At 60.7% G+C, this 15,008-nt stretch carries 17 protein-coding genes; 1 reads left to right on the top strand and 16 read right to left on the bottom strand.

The genetic code is table 11. The annotated features are described in order from the left end of the window. Positions 1 to 108 precede the first annotated feature (108 nt). From M2394_RS15535 to M2394_RS15595, 13 genes are all read right to left on the bottom strand, one after another. Positions 109 to 777 carry a TetR/AcrR family transcriptional regulator gene (locus M2394_RS15535; RefSeq protein WP_178923466.1) on the bottom strand — a complete coding sequence of 223 codons (669 nt, stop codon included), beginning with the start codon at positions 775 to 777 and terminating at the stop codon, positions 109 to 111. A 444-nt stretch (positions 778 to 1,221) separates the two neighbouring features. Further along, entirely contained in the window at positions 1,222 to 2,007 is a 786-nt protein-coding gene (locus tag M2394_RS15540) for a TatD family hydrolase (protein WP_259173073.1), read from the bottom strand. Between the two features lie 64 nt (positions 2,008 to 2,071). Continuing rightward, positions 2,072 to 3,061 carry a DNA polymerase III subunit delta' gene (locus M2394_RS15545; RefSeq protein ID WP_259173074.1) on the bottom strand — a complete coding sequence of 330 codons (990 nt, stop codon included), beginning with the start codon at positions 3,059 to 3,061 and terminating at the stop codon, positions 2,072 to 2,074. Further along, complete coding sequence (gene tmk, locus M2394_RS15550) at positions 3,054 to 3,686, bottom strand: dTMP kinase (RefSeq protein WP_178923472.1); 633 nt, start codon at positions 3,684 to 3,686, stop codon at positions 3,054 to 3,056. Before tmk ends, M2394_RS15545 begins: the two co-directional genes overlap by 8 nt. A gap of 19 nt (positions 3,687 to 3,705) precedes the next feature. Continuing rightward, positions 3,706 to 4,851 carry an endolytic transglycosylase MltG gene (mltG, locus tag M2394_RS15555; protein WP_178923474.1) on the bottom strand — a complete coding sequence of 382 codons (1,146 nt, stop codon included), beginning with the start codon at positions 4,849 to 4,851 and terminating at the stop codon, positions 3,706 to 3,708. Between the two features lies 1 nt (position 4,852). Beyond that, positions 4,853 to 5,668 carry an aminodeoxychorismate lyase gene (gene pabC / locus M2394_RS15560; protein ID WP_259173075.1) on the bottom strand — a complete coding sequence of 272 codons (816 nt, stop codon included), beginning with the start codon at positions 5,666 to 5,668 and terminating at the stop codon, positions 4,853 to 4,855. Beyond that, positions 5,668 to 6,912 carry a beta-ketoacyl-ACP synthase II gene (gene fabF, locus M2394_RS15565; RefSeq protein ID WP_176997924.1) on the bottom strand — a complete coding sequence of 415 codons (1,245 nt, stop codon included), beginning with the start codon at positions 6,910 to 6,912 and terminating at the stop codon, positions 5,668 to 5,670. The genes pabC and fabF overlap by 1 nt, the downstream gene beginning before the upstream one ends. 109 nt (positions 6,913 to 7,021) lie before the next feature. Further along, entirely contained in the window at positions 7,022 to 7,258 is a 237-nt protein-coding gene (acpP, locus tag M2394_RS15570) for an acyl carrier protein (RefSeq protein WP_016973676.1), read from the bottom strand. A 192-nt stretch (positions 7,259 to 7,450) separates the two neighbouring features. Next, on the bottom strand, positions 7,451 to 8,194 hold the full coding sequence (fabG, locus tag M2394_RS15575) for a 3-oxoacyl-ACP reductase FabG (RefSeq protein WP_015885432.1): 744 nt from the start codon (positions 8,192 to 8,194) through the stop codon (positions 7,451 to 7,453). Positions 8,195 to 8,219: 25 nt separating this feature from the next. Further along, positions 8,220 to 9,158, bottom strand: a complete 939-nt coding sequence (fabD, locus tag M2394_RS15580; protein WP_259173076.1) for an ACP S-malonyltransferase — start codon at positions 9,156 to 9,158, stop codon at positions 8,220 to 8,222. Positions 9,159 to 9,284: 126 nt separating this feature from the next. Continuing rightward, the gene (gene plsX / locus M2394_RS15585) at positions 9,285 to 10,295 is read right to left on the bottom strand and encodes a phosphate acyltransferase PlsX (RefSeq protein WP_259173077.1); all 1,011 of its coding nucleotides are present in this window, start codon (positions 10,293 to 10,295) and stop codon (positions 9,285 to 9,287) included. Between the two features lie 4 nt (positions 10,296 to 10,299). Continuing rightward, positions 10,300 to 10,482, bottom strand: coding sequence for a 50S ribosomal protein L32 (gene rpmF, locus M2394_RS15590; RefSeq protein WP_003179396.1), 183 nt, complete (start codon positions 10,480 to 10,482; stop codon positions 10,300 to 10,302). Between the two features lie 13 nt (positions 10,483 to 10,495). Continuing rightward, a complete protein-coding gene (locus tag M2394_RS15595) occupies positions 10,496 to 11,026 on the bottom strand; it encodes a YceD family protein (protein WP_010566563.1) in 531 nt (176 codons plus the stop codon). 105 nt (positions 11,027 to 11,131) lie between these two features. Here M2394_RS15595 and M2394_RS15600 point away from each other — a divergent pair, with 105 nt between their 5' ends. Next, on the top strand, positions 11,132 to 11,710 hold the full coding sequence (locus M2394_RS15600) for a nucleoside triphosphate pyrophosphatase (RefSeq protein WP_178923484.1): 579 nt from the start codon (positions 11,132 to 11,134) through the stop codon (positions 11,708 to 11,710). A 131-nt stretch (positions 11,711 to 11,841) separates the two neighbouring features. On the opposite strand, the gene M2394_RS15605 is transcribed toward M2394_RS15600, so the two are convergent. The 3 genes from M2394_RS15605 to rluC are packed head-to-tail and all read right to left on the bottom strand — an operon-like array spanning position 11,842 to position 14,455. Continuing rightward, the gene (locus M2394_RS15605) at positions 11,842 to 12,825 is read right to left on the bottom strand and encodes a S49 family peptidase (protein WP_259173078.1); all 984 of its coding nucleotides are present in this window, start codon (positions 12,823 to 12,825) and stop codon (positions 11,842 to 11,844) included. A 21-nt stretch (positions 12,826 to 12,846) separates the two neighbouring features. Further along, positions 12,847 to 13,509 carry an HAD-IA family hydrolase gene (locus M2394_RS15610; RefSeq protein WP_178923488.1) on the bottom strand — a complete coding sequence of 221 codons (663 nt, stop codon included), beginning with the start codon at positions 13,507 to 13,509 and terminating at the stop codon, positions 12,847 to 12,849. Next, positions 13,496 to 14,455 (bottom strand): 23S rRNA pseudouridine(955/2504/2580) synthase RluC, encoded by a 960-nt coding sequence (gene rluC / locus M2394_RS15615; RefSeq protein WP_178923490.1) that lies wholly within the window; start codon positions 14,453 to 14,455, stop codon positions 13,496 to 13,498. The genes M2394_RS15610 and rluC overlap by 14 nt, the downstream gene beginning before the upstream one ends. Between the last annotated feature and the right edge of the window lie 553 nt (positions 14,456 to 15,008).

The raw sequence follows: 15,008 nt of genomic DNA on the forward strand, positions 1-15,008 counted from the left end.
ACTAAAAACTGACTCATAAATCAGCTTTTAGCAAGATCCTTGCCTGAGTATATTCCTGGGACACTGCGCCTGGCAGTAAATCATTAGGCCATCATTGTGGCGAATGACTTATACAGCAGGGGTTTCGCCGCCCTTGGAATCCGGGTTTGGCAGATCAGCGCTGTGCTTGCGCTTGTTGCCCATGCGCACGCCGATGTCCATCAGGAATTGGAAGAAACCTTCCTGATCTTCCAGCACATTGCTCCAGAACGGCGAGTGGTACAGCGCCACGGCGCCATGCACCAGCGCCCATGCGGCGCAGTAGTGGAAATACGGTGGCACGTCTTCAAGCTTGCCTTCGGTGATTCGGCCTTTGATCAGCAAGGTCAGGCGTTCGAAGTTCGAGGCACGGATCTTGTGCAACTCCTCGACCATCTCCGGCACCTGGTGGCCCTTGACCACCTTCTCTTCCAGGCGGTCGAACAGGCGGTAGCGCTGCGGGTCGCGCATGCGGAACTCGAAATAGGCCCGGGACAGGGCTTCCTTGTCCTTGTCGACATCGGCCGAATGCAACAGCTCGTTCAAATCACGCTCGTAGTCGAGCATCAGGCGCAGGTAAATTTCGGCCTTGGATTTGAAGTGCTTGTAGATCGTGCCTTTGCCGATACCCACGGCATCCGCAATCATCTCGACGGTGACGCTGTCTTCACCTTGTTCGAGGAACAGCTTGAGTGCTGTGTCGAGAATTTCCTGCTCACGGCGGCGAAACTCACGGACCTTACGGGGTTCTTTTTGCATGAGGAAGAGGTCTGCAGAGGTCAATGTGGGAGGGCTGCGCAGGGCCACGGATACGTGGCGATACGATTTACCCAGTGCGAGGGATTATCCCGACTGAACAGTCGTTGGGCAATGTCTATGTGAACCCGTTATGCACTTAACTTTCAATGTGCCAACGATTTCATCGTTATCAGTCAGAAACAATACGCAATATATACACCTGTGCACTGGCTTGATGAGAACTCAAGCGAAGCGCGCGTATTCCAAATCTGTTTAAAAAACGATCAGATGCGACTGGACTGAATGGGATACTGATCAATACTTCAATTGTCGGCGTGGCATCTCCCCCAAGTGACGCGTCGACCTGGGTACCGACGGACTGTGTGCCCTTGTTTTACTCCTAATGGTCTTAGCCCGGATTCACCCCCCAGAACCCGGGTTTTTTTTGCCTGCGATTTGGCCTCGTCAGCCGGCAATATGCGCCAGCGGGAACAGGCGCTTGAAGTTCTCGGTGGTCTGTTCGGCGAAGCGCTCGTAGGACTCACCCCGCAGCATTGCCAGGTAATCGGCCACGTCACGTACGTATTCCGGCAGGTTCGGTTTGCCGCGATGGGGGATCGGCGCCAGGTACGGCGAATCGGTTTCGACCAGCAAACGGTCGGCCGGCACTTGGCGCGCCACATCACGCAGGGCATCGGCATTGCGAAAGGTGACGATCCCCGACAGCGAAATGTAGAACCCCAGGTCCAGGGCCGCCTTGGCCATCTCCCAATCCTCAGTGAAGCAATGCAGCACGCCGGCCTGGGGCAACGCGGCTTCGCGCAGCAATGCCAGGGTGTCAGCGCGGGCGCCACGGGTATGCACGATGACCGGCTTGCCGGTCTGCTGGGCGGCTTGCAGGTGCAGGCGGAAAGACGCCTGCTGCAACTCGGCGGCTTCGGGTTCGTAGTGGTAGTCCAGGCCGGTTTCCCCGATAGCCACCACGCGTGGGTGGTTGAGCTCAGCCAGCAACCAGTCGAGGGCCGGGGCTTCGCCAGGCTTGAGGTCCAGCGGGTGGATACCCACCGAGCAATCCACATCGGCATAACGCTCGGCCAGGGCCTTGACGTCGGCGGCGTTCTCGGCGCTCACGCCGATGCACAGGAAGTGCCCTACTCCACGACCGCGCGCCGCTTCAAGGGCTGCGTCAAGGGAGCCGGCGTGCTGGGCAAGGTCGAGGCGGTCAAGGTGGCAATGGGAATCTACGAGCATAGGAAAAAGACAACTTGGTTCACGGAAAAGGTCTGACCGACGATACACCCGTCGGCCACGGAAATTAACGGCGGCCGAGCAGCCCGACCCATTGTACCAACAGCGCTTCAAGCAACAGCACGCGGTTGAGGTTGGCCTTGCCCAGGACTTTCTGGCGCTGGGCGAGGATCCAGTCCTGGATGGCCAGTACCTTGTCCTGGGCGCTCTTCTGCGCCAGGTACTGCACGACCTTGCGCATGTCCGGCAGGCCCAGCCCGCTTTCGTCCTGGGTCAACTGGTAGCGCAGGATCAGGCTCGACCAGTCGCAGAACCAGTCGAACAGCAGCAACAACGGGATGTCCTTCCAGGCGCCTTCGGCCAGTTGGGTCGCGGACTGTTCCTGCTTGAGCAGCTTCTTGACGCCGTCCACCACCAGGGCACGCTGTTCACGCACACCTTGGGCCTGAAGCTTCACGGCAGCCAGCGGCGAACCTGCGGCCAGGGTCAACAGCTCGACGCGTTCATCTTCGGAACAGTCCGGCAACGCCTTCGCCAGCCACTGCAAGCTCATGGCCTGGCTGGGCAGCGGGCACGCCTGCTGCACGCAACGGCTGCGGATCGTCGGCAGCAAACGGCTGGACTGGTGACTGACCAGCAGCAACACAGTATCGCCGGACGGCTCTTCCAGACTCTTGAGCAGGGCGTTGGCGGCGTTGATGTTCATTGCCTCCACCGGCTCGATCAGCACGACCTTGCGCCCGCCCATCTGGGCGGTCTGCACCACGAAACTGACGAGATCACGTACCTGATCGACCTTGATCGCCTTGTCGGCCTCTTCAGGCTCCAGCAGGTAGTTGTCCGGGTGGCTGCCGGCCTTGAGCAGCAGGCACGACTTGCACTCGCCGCAGGCTTCCAGGTTGACCGGGTTCTGGCACAGCAGGCTGGCCATCAGGCGTTCGGCCAGGTCGCGCTTGCCAATACCGATGGGGCCATGCAGCAAGTAGGCATGGGCGTGCTGGGCACGGCCTGCCAATTGCTGCCAGAGGCCTTCCTGCCACGGGTAGGCTTCAGCCACGGGCACGCTCCAGCAGGGTGGGCAACAGGGCATCGATGGCGTGCTGCACCTGGGCCAGCGGTTGGGCGGCATCCAGCAGGTAGTAGCGCGCAGGCTCGGCCGCGGCACGTTTGAGGAACGCGGTGCGTACTGCGTCGAAGAAAGCCTGGCCTTCGAGCTCGAAGCGGTCCAGGCGACCCCGGGCGCTGGCGCGGGCCAGGCCGACTTCAACCGGCAAGTCGAAGACCAGGGTCAGGTCAGGGCGCAGGTCGCCTTGAACGAAGGTTTCGAGCGTGGCGATGCGCTCCAGGGACAGGCCCCGTCCACCGCCCTGGTAGGCATAGGTGGAATCGGTGAAGCGGTCGCAGATCACCACGGCACCCCGCGCCAGGGCTGGGCGAATCACCTCGGCCAGGTGCTGGGCACGGGCTGCGAACACCAGCAGCAACTCGGTGTCCGGGTTCATCTGCTCTTCACCCGGCGCCAGCAGCACCTCGCGGATACGCTCGGCCAGCGGCGTGCCGCCGGGCTCGCGGGTCAACACCACTTCGATTCCTTCGGCGCGCAAGCGCTCGGCGAGGTAATCGCGGTTGGTGCTTTTGCCGGCGCCTTCCGGGCCTTCCAGGGTCATAAACAAGCCAGTCACAGGCAGTCCTTAGTCAGAATTATTGCGGGCTTTGCGGCGCGGCCGTATCCGGCGCAGGATCGGCCGGCGTTTCTACCGGCGCTTGCGCTGGCGCATCGGCCGCTGGCGTTGCGTCTTGCGCAGGCTTCACTACGGGTGCCGGGCTGGAGCGGTAGTCGGCGCGGCGCTTGAGCTGGAACTCGCGCACAGCGGCATTATGCGCATCCAGGTCGTCAGAAAAAATATGGCTGCCATCGCCACGGGCAACAAAATACAGGCTGCTGCCTGGCACCGGGTTCAGCGCCGCATGGATGGCCTCGCGACCGACCATGGCAATGGGTGTCGGCGGCAGGCCGGCCACCATGTAGGTGTTGTAGGGGTTGGCTTCCTTCAGGTGAGCGCGGGTCAACTTGCCGTTGTAGCGCTCACCCAGGCCGTAGATCACGGTCGGGTCGGTCTGCAGCAGCATGCCGATCTTCATGCGTCGCACAAACACCCCGGCAATCTGCCCGCGCTCTTCGGGCACGCCGGTTTCTTTCTCGACCAGGGAGGCCATGATCAGGGCTTGGTAAGGGTCGGTGTACGGCGCATCGGCAGCGCGCTTGCTCCACTCTTGGGCGAGCACATCGTCGAGGCGGTTGTAGGCTTTTTTCAGGAACTCGACATCGGTCATGCCGCGCACAAAGCGGTAAGTGTCGGGGAAGAATCGCCCTTCGGGGAATACGCCGGGGTGACCCAGCTTGTCCATCACTTCGCTGTCCGTCAGGCCCGAGAGGGTTTGCACGATCTTTTCATGCTTGGCCAACGCCGAACGCACCTGGCGGAAGTTCCAGCCTTCCACCAGGGTAAGGCTGTATTGCACCACTTCGCCGCGCTGCCACAGGCCGATCAGGCCTTGGGCGGTGAGGCCCGGCGTCATGCGGTATTCGCCACTGTGCAGTGGCTGGCCATCGAGGTTGAAACGCCAGTACAGGCGCAGCCAGAACGCATCATCGAGCACGCCATCGGCTTCAAGGCGATTGAACGTGCCGGTTGGGGTGGCCCCTGCCGGCACATCGAGCAATTGTTCCTGGGGCAGGTTCAAGGGCTGCTTCAAGGCAGAGTCAAGCTTCCAGGCCGAAAAGCCCAGCAGCAAGCCCGCCGAGACCAGGCCGATCTGCAGCAGTAAAACCAGTTTTCGTATCAACTCAAATATCCAATAGCGCGCGAACAATGCCCTGCAGTTTACGGGTGAGCGGCCCAACCGACCAGCTCATCGCAGCGCACTCGCGCACCGGCCAAATGCCATAAACGCTGTTGCACATGAACACTTCATCCGCCTGCTGCAACTGCTCAAGGCTGATGTCGGCCACGGCCACGGGGACTCCCAGGGCATGTGCCTGGGCCAGAATCTCGGCGCGCATCACGCCAGCCACGCCGCAACGCGTCAGATCAGCGGTTAGTAACAAGCCGTTGCGCACCAGGAACAGGTTGCTGAACACGCCTTCAATGACACGATCGGACCTATCCAGCATCAAGCCTTCGGCATGCTCGGCGTCCTGCCATTCGGCGCGGGCGATCACCTGCTCCAGGCGGTTGAGGTGCTTGAGACCGGCCAGCAGGGGCTGTTCGGCCAAGCGGGTCGTGCACGGAAACAGGCGGATGCCGTCGGCTCCGTGGGCAGGGGGATAGGTTGCGGGCGGACTGCCCTGCAAAATGCGGCGCACAGGTGCGCCAGGGTTGGCGCCATAACCGCGCTGGCTGTCGCCACGGGTGAGGATCAGCTTAAGTACACCGCTGCCCAGGGTTGCGGCGTAGGCCAGCACTTCACTGCGGATCAACCCGTGATCCGCAGTGAAGGCAAGCCGCCTGCATCCCTCTTCGAGGCGATGCAGGTGGCGGTCGAGCAGCACAGGCTGCCCGGCCTTGACGGCAATGGTCTCGAACAGACCATCACCGTATGCCAGGCCACGATCTTTCAGGGGCACGCTGTCCGCTGGCTGACCGTCGACCCAGCTGTGCATCACTCGGCGAACCGGCGGAACACCAGGGAACCGTTGGTGCCACCAAAGCCGAACGAGTTGGACAACACCACGTCGATTGGCATTGGCTGGGCTTCGTGCGGCACGAAGTTCAGGTCGCAGCCTTCGTCCGGCTCATCAAGGTTGATGGTCGGCGGAGCGACCTGATCCTTGATGGCCATGACACTGAAGATCGCCTCGACCGCGCCCGCCGCACCCAACAGGTGACCGGTCATGGACTTGGTGGAGCTGACCGCCAGCTTGTAGGCATGCTCACCGAACACCGACTTGATGGCCTCGGCTTCCGCCAGGTCGCCCGTTGGGGTCGAGGTGCCATGGGCGTTGATGTACTGAACCTGGTTGGCGTTGACCTTCGCATCGCGCAAGGCGTTGGAGATGCAACGCGCCGCGCCGGCACCGTCGGACGGTGGCGAGGTCATGTGGTAGGCGTCACCGCTCATGCCAAAGCCGATCAGCTCGGCGTAGATCGTGGCACCACGCGCCTTGGCGTGCTCCAGCTCTTCGAGTACCAGGGCGCCGGCACCGTCGGACAAGACGAAACCGTCACGGCCTTTGTCCCAGGGGCGGCTGGCGCGGGTCGGTTCGTCGTTGCGGGTCGACAATGCACGGGATGCACCGAAGCCACCCATGCCCAGGCCGCAGGCCGCCATCTCGGCGCCACCGGCGATCATCACGTCGGCCTCGTCGTAGGCGATGTTGCGCGCCGCCATGCCGATGCAGTGCGTACCCGTGGTACATGCCGTGGCAATGGCGTAGTTAGGCCCCTGTGCACCCAAGTGGATCGACAGGAAACCGGAAATCATGTTGATGATCGAGCCCGGTACGAAGAACGGTGAAATTCGACGGGGGCCGGAATCATGCAGCGTGCGACTGGTTTCTTCGATATTGGTCAGGCCGCCAATACCCGAACCCATGGCCACGCCGATGCGGTCACGGTTGGCGTCGGTGACTTCCAGGCCGGCATTGCGCACCGCCTGAAAACCGGCTGCCAGGCCGTATTGAATGAACAGGTCGAGTTTGCGGGATTCCTTGACCGAGAGATATTCCTCGACATTGAAACCCTTTACCGAGCCGCCAAAACGGGTGGAATAGGCAGAAAGGTCCGTGTGTTCAATCAGACCAATACCACTGTGGCCAGCCAGAATGCCCTGCCAACTGCTCGGCACATCCGTACCCAGTGGCGACAACATACCCATACCGGTGACTACGACGCGTCTACGCGACACAGCACTCTCCTTTTTCTAATGACGACACTTTGCTATAGAGCTAAAGAAAAAACCGCACGCTGTAACAGCAGTGCGGTTTTTCCCAACAGCAAGCGACGACTAAAAACTATTACGCCTGGTGGGCAGTAACGTAGTCGATAGCAGCTTGAACAGTAGTGATTTTTTCAGCTTCTTCGTCCGGGATTTCGGTCTCGAATTCCTCTTCCAGAGCCATCACCAGCTCAACGGTGTCAAGGGAGTCGGCACCCAGGTCTTCAACGAAGGAAGCGGAGTTGGTCACTTCTTCTTCTTTAACGCCCAGTTGCTCGGCAACGATTTTCTTGACGCGCTCTTCGATGGTGCTCATACCTTGTTTTCACTCCTAATGGACAAATTCAGGCAGCTGGCCAGTGGGTAAGTGTATAGAAAGCCATTTCAGCTTTTCAACTGAAAGCTTCACCCTGTACCCGGTTGGCCACCTGCCTATAAATTAAGTTGCAGCTTTATAACGGATTTTAGACAGCTCGTATGACATTTTTTTGAAGCGATCCGTCACAATTTAACTCATGTACATCCCGCCGTTAACCGGGATTGTAGCCCCAGTCACGTATGCCGCACCGTCGGACGCCAGGAAAGTGACCACATTCGCGATCTCTTGAGCCTGGCCCAGACGACCCAGCGGAATCTGCGTCAGCAAGGCTTCACGCTGTGCTTCCGGCAGTTCACGGGTCATATCGGTGTCGATGAACCCTGGGGCCACCGAGTTGACCGTAATCGACCGCGAACCGACTTCACGCGCCAGTGCACGGCTGAAACCTTCCAGACCGGCCTTGGCGGCTGCGTAGTTTACTTGGCCTGCGTTGCCCATGGCACCCACTACAGAGCCAATATTGATAATTCGGCCCCAACGCGCCTTGGTCATGCCGCGCAAAACCCCCTTGGACAGGCGAAACAGACTGTTCAAGTTGGTATCGACCACGTCGTACCACTCGTCGTCTTTCATGCGCATCATCAGGTTGTCGCGGGTGATACCGGCGTTATTCACCAGAATCGCCGGCGCGCCGAACTGTGCGGTGATCTCGGCCAGTACGGCAGCCACAGACTCGTCGCTGGTCACGTTCAGTTCAAGGCCGGTACCTTGCACGCCGTTTTCCTTCAGGGTCGCGGCGATACGCTCGGCGCCCGAGGCGGATGTAGCGGTACCGATCACAACGGCACCCTGACGGCCCAGTTCCAGGGCGATCGCCTGGCCAATGCCACGGCTTGCGCCGGTAACCAGTGCAACTTTACCTTGCAGACTCATGCAGGCTTCTCCTAAGTTCGGGGATTCAGGCCAGTGCCGCGCGGGCGGCAGCGAAGGCATCCGGGGTATTGAGGTTGGCAGTCGACACGCCATCGGCGCAACGCTTGTTCAGGCCGGCCAGGACTTTGCCCGGACCGCACTCAACCAGTTCAGTGGCGCCATTGGCTGCCAGGGTCTGGACGGATTCGACCCAGCGTACGGGCTTGTAGAGTTGTTCCAGCAGGTCGCGCTTGAGCGTGTCGAGGTCGGCGGCAACGGCCGCGCTGACGTTCTGCACCAGCGGGATCTGCGGCGCCTGCCAGTTGATGGCAGCGATGGACTCGGCAAAACGCTCGGCCGCCGGACGCATCAGCTCGCAGTGGGACGGTACGCTCACCGGCAACGGCAGCGCACGCTTGGCACCACGGGCCTTGCAGCCTTCGATGGCGCGCTCGACGGCGGCCTTGGCACCGGCGATCACCACCTGGCCCGGGGAGTTGAAGTTCACCGCGCTGACCACTTCGCCTTGGGCCGCTTCGGCACAGGCTTCGATCACGATGGCATCGTCCAGGCCCAGGATAGCGGCCATGCCGCCCTGCCCGGCTGGAACGGCTTCTTGCATCAGTTGACCGCGACGCTCGACCAGCTTGACCGCCTCACCGAGGGTCAGGCTGCCCGCCGCCACCAAGGCACTGTATTCGCCCAGGCTGTGACCGGCGACGAATGCAGGGCGCGCACCACCTTCAGCCAGCCACAGGCGCCACAGGGCGACCGAAGCGGTCAGGATGGCCGGTTGGGTTTTGTCGGTTTGGTTGAGTTGCTCTTCCGGTCCCTGCTGGGTCAATGCCCACAGGTCGTAACCCAGAGCGTCGGAAGCTTCCTTGAAGGTGTCCAGGATCAGCGGGTACTGCGCGCCCAGCTCGGCCAACATGCCGAGGGACTGCGAACCCTGCCCTGGAAAGACGAATGCGAGGGATGTAGACATGTAACAAGCCCCTAATGATCTGGTCGTCAAAAATGCGCACTCCTACGGTGGGAGCGCACGAAACTGACAGATTGGATGGTCAATTGAACTGGCCGGTCACATTTAAGCACTCCCGGGCCGATTCGCCTAAGGCAACAGGTCCTCGAGACGGCCGTGCAAGCGCTGCGGCAGGTTTTCCTGGATCTCGATCAGGGCGCGCGCAATCGCACTCTGAAAGCCCTCTACACCTGCCGAACCGTGGCTTTTTACCACAATGCCCTGCAAGCCAAGAAAACTCGCCCCATTGTGCCGCGCAGGTGCCAAGTCGGCCTGCAAGCGACGCATCAATGGCAGCGCCAGGGCACCCACCACACGAGAGGCCAGATTTTGTTTGAACAATGCCTCAATGCGCGTGGCGATCATGGTCGCCAGGCCTTCGCTGGACTTGAGCAGGATATTGCCGACAAACCCGTCGCACACCACCACATCCGCCTCGCCCCGGTACACACCGTCACCCTCGACAAAGCCGACGTAGTTCAAGCCGCGCGCACCTTGCAGCAAGGTGGCAGCCAGCTTGACCTGCTGATTGCCCTTGATGTCTTCGGTACCGATATTCAGCAAGGCCACACGAGGCCGGGCCACGCCCAGCGCCTCGGCGGCGACCGAACCCATTACGGCGAACTGGAACAGGTGCCCGGCACTGCAATCGACGTTGGCCCCCAGGTCCAGCAACTGGCAATAGCCCTTTTGCGTCGGAATCGCCGCCACCATTGCAGGCCGATCAATGCCGGGCAACGTTTTGAGCACATGCCGCGACAAGGCCATCAAGGCGCCGGTATTGCCCGCGCTGACACAGGCTTGCACCTTGCCATCACGCAGCAGCTCCAGCGCCACCCGCATTGAAGAGTCGGGCTTGCCACGCAGGGCCGCCGCCGGCTTTTCATCCATGCCGATGGTTTCGCTGGCCGGCGTAATCGTCAGGCGCGCGCGATCCACCGCCGGATGGCTGGCAATCAATTCTTCAAGGAGGGAGGGTTGACCGACGAGGGTCAGGTGCAGCGAGGGCGTTGCAGACAGGCTGGCAATGCAGGCCTGAACAATGCTGCGGGGACCGAAGTCCCCGCCCATTGCGTCAATCGCGATGACTAGAGCAGACAAGTGATTACTCGTCAGCGCCCTTGTCGATCACTTTACGGCCACGGTATACGCCTTCTGGCGATACGTGGTGACGCAGGTGAACTTCACCGGTGGTCTTTTCTACGGACAGGGTGCTAGCCTCGAGAGCGTCGTGCGAACGGCGCATGTCACGGGCGGAGCGGGATTTTTTGTTCTGCTGAACAGCCATAATTGATTAACTCCTAAACGTTTGGGTCACGCTTTAACTGCGCCAATACACTGAACGGGTTGGACCGCGTTACCTCGTCCTCGCTCGGTTCGGGCTCGTCATCGAGGCCCGCCGGCTGCTGGCATTCTTCCGGATGATGAGCAGGCACAATGGGCAAGGCGAGCAGAAGCTCCTCCTCGATCAGTGCATGCAGATCCAAAGGATCTTCGCCCAGTTCCAGCACGTCATAACCTTTCGGCAACGACTGGGTATTCGCACCCTCCTTCACCACAGCATAACTGCATTCGCTATGGATCGGCAGGGTGACCAGCTCAAGACAACGCTGGCAAACCATTTTGACTTCGGTGTCGATAAAGCTGTGGATTACCACAGACTTACGTTCATCTCGTTCAAAAACGAATTTGGCCTGCACCGTACCGACAGTGTCGGAAAGCGGGTCGCAGAGTCTCTCCAAATCGGCCAGCAGCAACTCACCTTGAAGGGAAGTGCCACGATCAGCCAATTTGCGCGGGTCAACGTGAGGTGGAATCGGGTCATTCAACATAGGCGCAGCATTATAGGGATGCCCCCGGCCATGTCAAAGGAAATTCAGCCCTGTGCGTCAGCCGGTCGCCCCGCTAGAATCCCCGGCTGCCTTGAGGAGACGCCCATGCTGCCTTTATTACTCGCATCCAGCTCGGTTTATCGCCGGGAATTGCTGAGCCGCCTGCACCTGCCGTTCATCTGCAGCTCGCCGGATATCGACGAAAGCCATCGTGCAAATGAGTCTGCCGTGGAGCTGGTCAAGCGCCTGGCCGAACACAAAGCCCGCGCCCTCGCCGCCAGCCATCCAGGCCACCTGATTATCGGCTCCGATCAAGTGGCAGCGTTGGAAGGCCGCATTATCGGAAAGCCGCATACCTTTGAAAACGCCCGGGATCAGCTATTGGCCGCGAGCGGCAAGCGGGTCAGCTTCCTGACCGGCCTGGCACTGCTCAACACCCAGACCGGGCGCTGCCAGGTGGATTGCGTGCCTTTTACCGTGCACATGCGCGAGCTGGACGCTGAACGGATCGAACGCTACCTGCGAATCGAGCAGCCGTATGACTGCGCGGGCAGTTTCAAGGCCGAGGGGTTGGGCGTGAGCTTGTTTCAGAGCACAGAGGGGCCAGATGCCACCAGCCTGATCGGACTGCCGCTTATCCGCCTAGTGGACATGCTACTCATCGAAGGCGTGCAAATCCCTTAAGCCCACCCCAAAAACAACTGTAGGAGCCGGCTTGCCAGCGATCGCAGTGGATCAGCCAATATAAATGTCGACTGGACCACCGCCATCGCCGGCAAGCCGGCTCCTACAGCTGAATCGGTGCGCCTGTCAGATCAGCGCAGGGTCGGGCCCTGGAAGCCCATATACAAGGCAAGCTTCTCTGCCACGCTGGCGCCCAGCTTCTTGGAGAAGCGATCAAACGGCGATTCCTGAACGGTGAAATCCACCAGTTCTTTCTCGCCAATCACATCCCGCGCCACCGAGCTGGCACTGCCCAGGCCATCGATCAGCCCCAGCGGCAACGCCTGCTCGCCTGACCATATCAAGCCGGAAAACAGTTCCGGATGATCCTTGTCCTTCAAGCGATCCCCACGCCCCTGCTTCACGCTGGCGATGAACTGACGATGGGTCGTGTCGAGCACGCCCTGCCAGAACTGGGTTTCATCGGCCTTTTGCGGCTGGAACGGATCGAGGAACGACTTGTGCTCGCCCGACGTGTAGGTGCGACGCTCCACCCCCAGCTTCTCCATGGTGCCGACAAACCCGTAACCGGCCGCCGTCACGCCAATGGAGCCCACCAGGCTGGCCTTGTCGGCATAGATCTGGTCTGCGGCGCTGGCAATGTAATAGGCACCCGAGGCGCCCAGGTCGGAAATCACTGCATACAGCTTGATGTCCGGGTGCAAGGCGCGCAGGCGACGAATCTCGTCATACACGTAACCCGACTGCACCGGACTGCCGCCCGGGCTGTTGATGCGCAGGATCACGCCCTTGACCTTGGAATCTTCAAACGCGGCACGCAGGCTGCTGACGATATTGTCGGCGCTGGCGGACTCCTTGTCGGCAATCACGCCACGCACCTCGATCAGTGCCGTGTAATTGGCGCTGCGAGCCGCGCTTTTCTCCATGTCCACCAGCGGGCTGAACAATGCCAGCATCCCCAGCAGGTACACAAAGGTCAGCAACTTGAAAAAGATCCCCCAGCGCCGCGAACGACGCTGCTCCTGAACGCTGGCCAGGAGGGTTTTCTCCAGCAGCTTCCAGCTTTTGTCATCACCGTTTTCAGCCTTTTCGGGCGCCTTCCACTCGTCACTCATGCCATTAACCCCAGCAAAGACTTATCGGGCCCGGCTGAGCCAGGCCTGCAATTCGGAAAAATGATTGATCGTCAGGCGCGGTTCGTACTGCTGAAGCGCCTCGGCGGACTGGGCGCCGTAGCTGACGGCCACGCTGTCCATGCCCGCGTTGCGCGCCATCATCAGGTCGAAGGAGGCATCCCCCACCATCAATGCCTGGCGTGGCGACACGCCGCAATGGGCCAGGATCTGCTCCAGCATCAGAGGGTGAGGTTTGCTGGCGGTTTCATCGGCGGCACGGGTGATATCGAAATAATCCTCCCAGCCATGGGCCTTGAGCACGCGGTCCAGCCCGCGACGGGCCTTGCCGGTAGCGACCGCCAGGTGATAACCCTCGGTGCGGAACGCCTCCATGGACTGCACCACACCATCAAACAACGGCGAAGGCGTGGCTTCCAGGGCGATGTAGTGATCGGCGTAGTGATCACGGAACGTGACCAGTTCAGCGTCGCTGATCTCGGGATATAAGGTGCGAATCGCCTCGGGCAGCCCCAGGCCAATGATGCCCTTGACCGCGTGATCGGTGCACAGCGCATAGCCGGACCGGGTCGACGCCGCATGCATCGACTCGACAATGCGGCCAATGGAATCTGCCAGGGTGCCGTCCCAATCGAAAATCAGCAGCTTGTAATCAAGGTGCGACACTCAAACGCTCCACGGTCTTGGCCCACATTTCATCGACCGGCGCCTGCAGCTTCAATTCGCCACCATCGGGCAGCGGCACGGTGAGCATGTAGGCATGCAGGAACAGGCGCTTGCCGCCCAGGTCGCGGATTTCCTTGGAGAAATCCTCGTCGCCGTATTTGGTATCGCCGGCGATGCAGTGGCCCGCATGCAGGGTGTGCACGCGGATCTGGTGGGTACGCCCGGTCACCGGCTTGGCCTCGACCAGGGTGGCGAAGTCACCGAAACGGCGCAGCACCTTGAACAGGGTCAGGGCTTCTTTGCCCTCCTCGTCCACTTCCACCATGCGCTCGCCGGAACGCAGGTTGCTCTTCTGCAACGGCGCGCGCACGCTCTTGATCGAGCTGGCCCAGTGGCCACGCACCAGCGCCATGTAGCGCTTGTCTACGCCATCGCCCCGCAGGGCGGTGTGCAGGTGACGCAACATGCTGCGCTTCTTGGCGATCATCAGCAGGCCGGAAGTGTCGCGGTCCAGGCGATGGACCAGCTCCAGCTCCTTGGCGTCCGGGCGCAACTGGCGGAAGGCCTCGATCACGCCGAAGTTCAAGCCGCTGCCGCCGTGAACCGCAATGCCGCAAGGCTTGTTGATCACGATCAGCTTGTTGTCTTCGAAGACAATCGAGGCTTCCAGGCGTTGCAGCAGGCCCTGGGCCAGCGGCACAGGCTCGTCGCGTTCCGGCACGCGAACCGGTGGCACACGGACGATATCGCCCGCCTGCAACTTGTACTCGGGCTTGATCCGGCCCTTGTTCACACGCACTTCACCTTTACGCAAGATGCGGTAAATCAAGGTCTTGGGCACGCCTTTGAGCCTGGCCAGGAGAAAATTGTCGATGCGTTGGCCGGCATATTCCGGCGAGACCTCAAGCAGCTGAACGCTGGGGGTCTGGGGGTCGGGAGTCGTCATGGCGGCGATGATAACAATTTTTTATGGAATTGAAGCACTTAATCATTGCTGCTATAGTCGCGAACGCCGCCAAAAGCGGCCTGGCCAGAGGACATGCGGCAAACTGCCGGCCCTGACCATCGCAATTCATCAGGACGCGAGGCCGTCCTACGGGGCTTTCGCCACCCTGGAAGGCTCTAGATTGTAACAAGCGCAGGTGACATGAGGCCTGAAGCGAGCGCGACACGCAGAGTGAAAACTCGCGTTCTGCGCCGATATTTACGGCCAGTTCACAAAGTGCAGTCAGTCTTGAGCCAGACCACGGCGAATGCTTCGGAAACAACGCCTGTTAAGAGCTGAGTGAGAGCGCAGTCGCCCACACCTAGTCTTGTTTAGCCATGAGCGTGGACTCCCCATTGGAGAACACGGTAAATGCCAACCCGCTGCGGATTCTGCGCGCGGCAGCACCCGAATTATCAGGGATACGTGTAGGGTGGAGATGCACAACCGTCGGACCGTGTAGCACTAGGCTTATATTTAGACGCTTCATCTCGTCCACAGTCGCCGGTTGATT

This window comes from Pseudomonas sp. BIGb0164, from assembly GCF_024810135.1.
In the GTDB taxonomy this organism is placed as follows: domain Bacteria; phylum Pseudomonadota; class Gammaproteobacteria; order Pseudomonadales; family Pseudomonadaceae; genus Aquipseudomonas.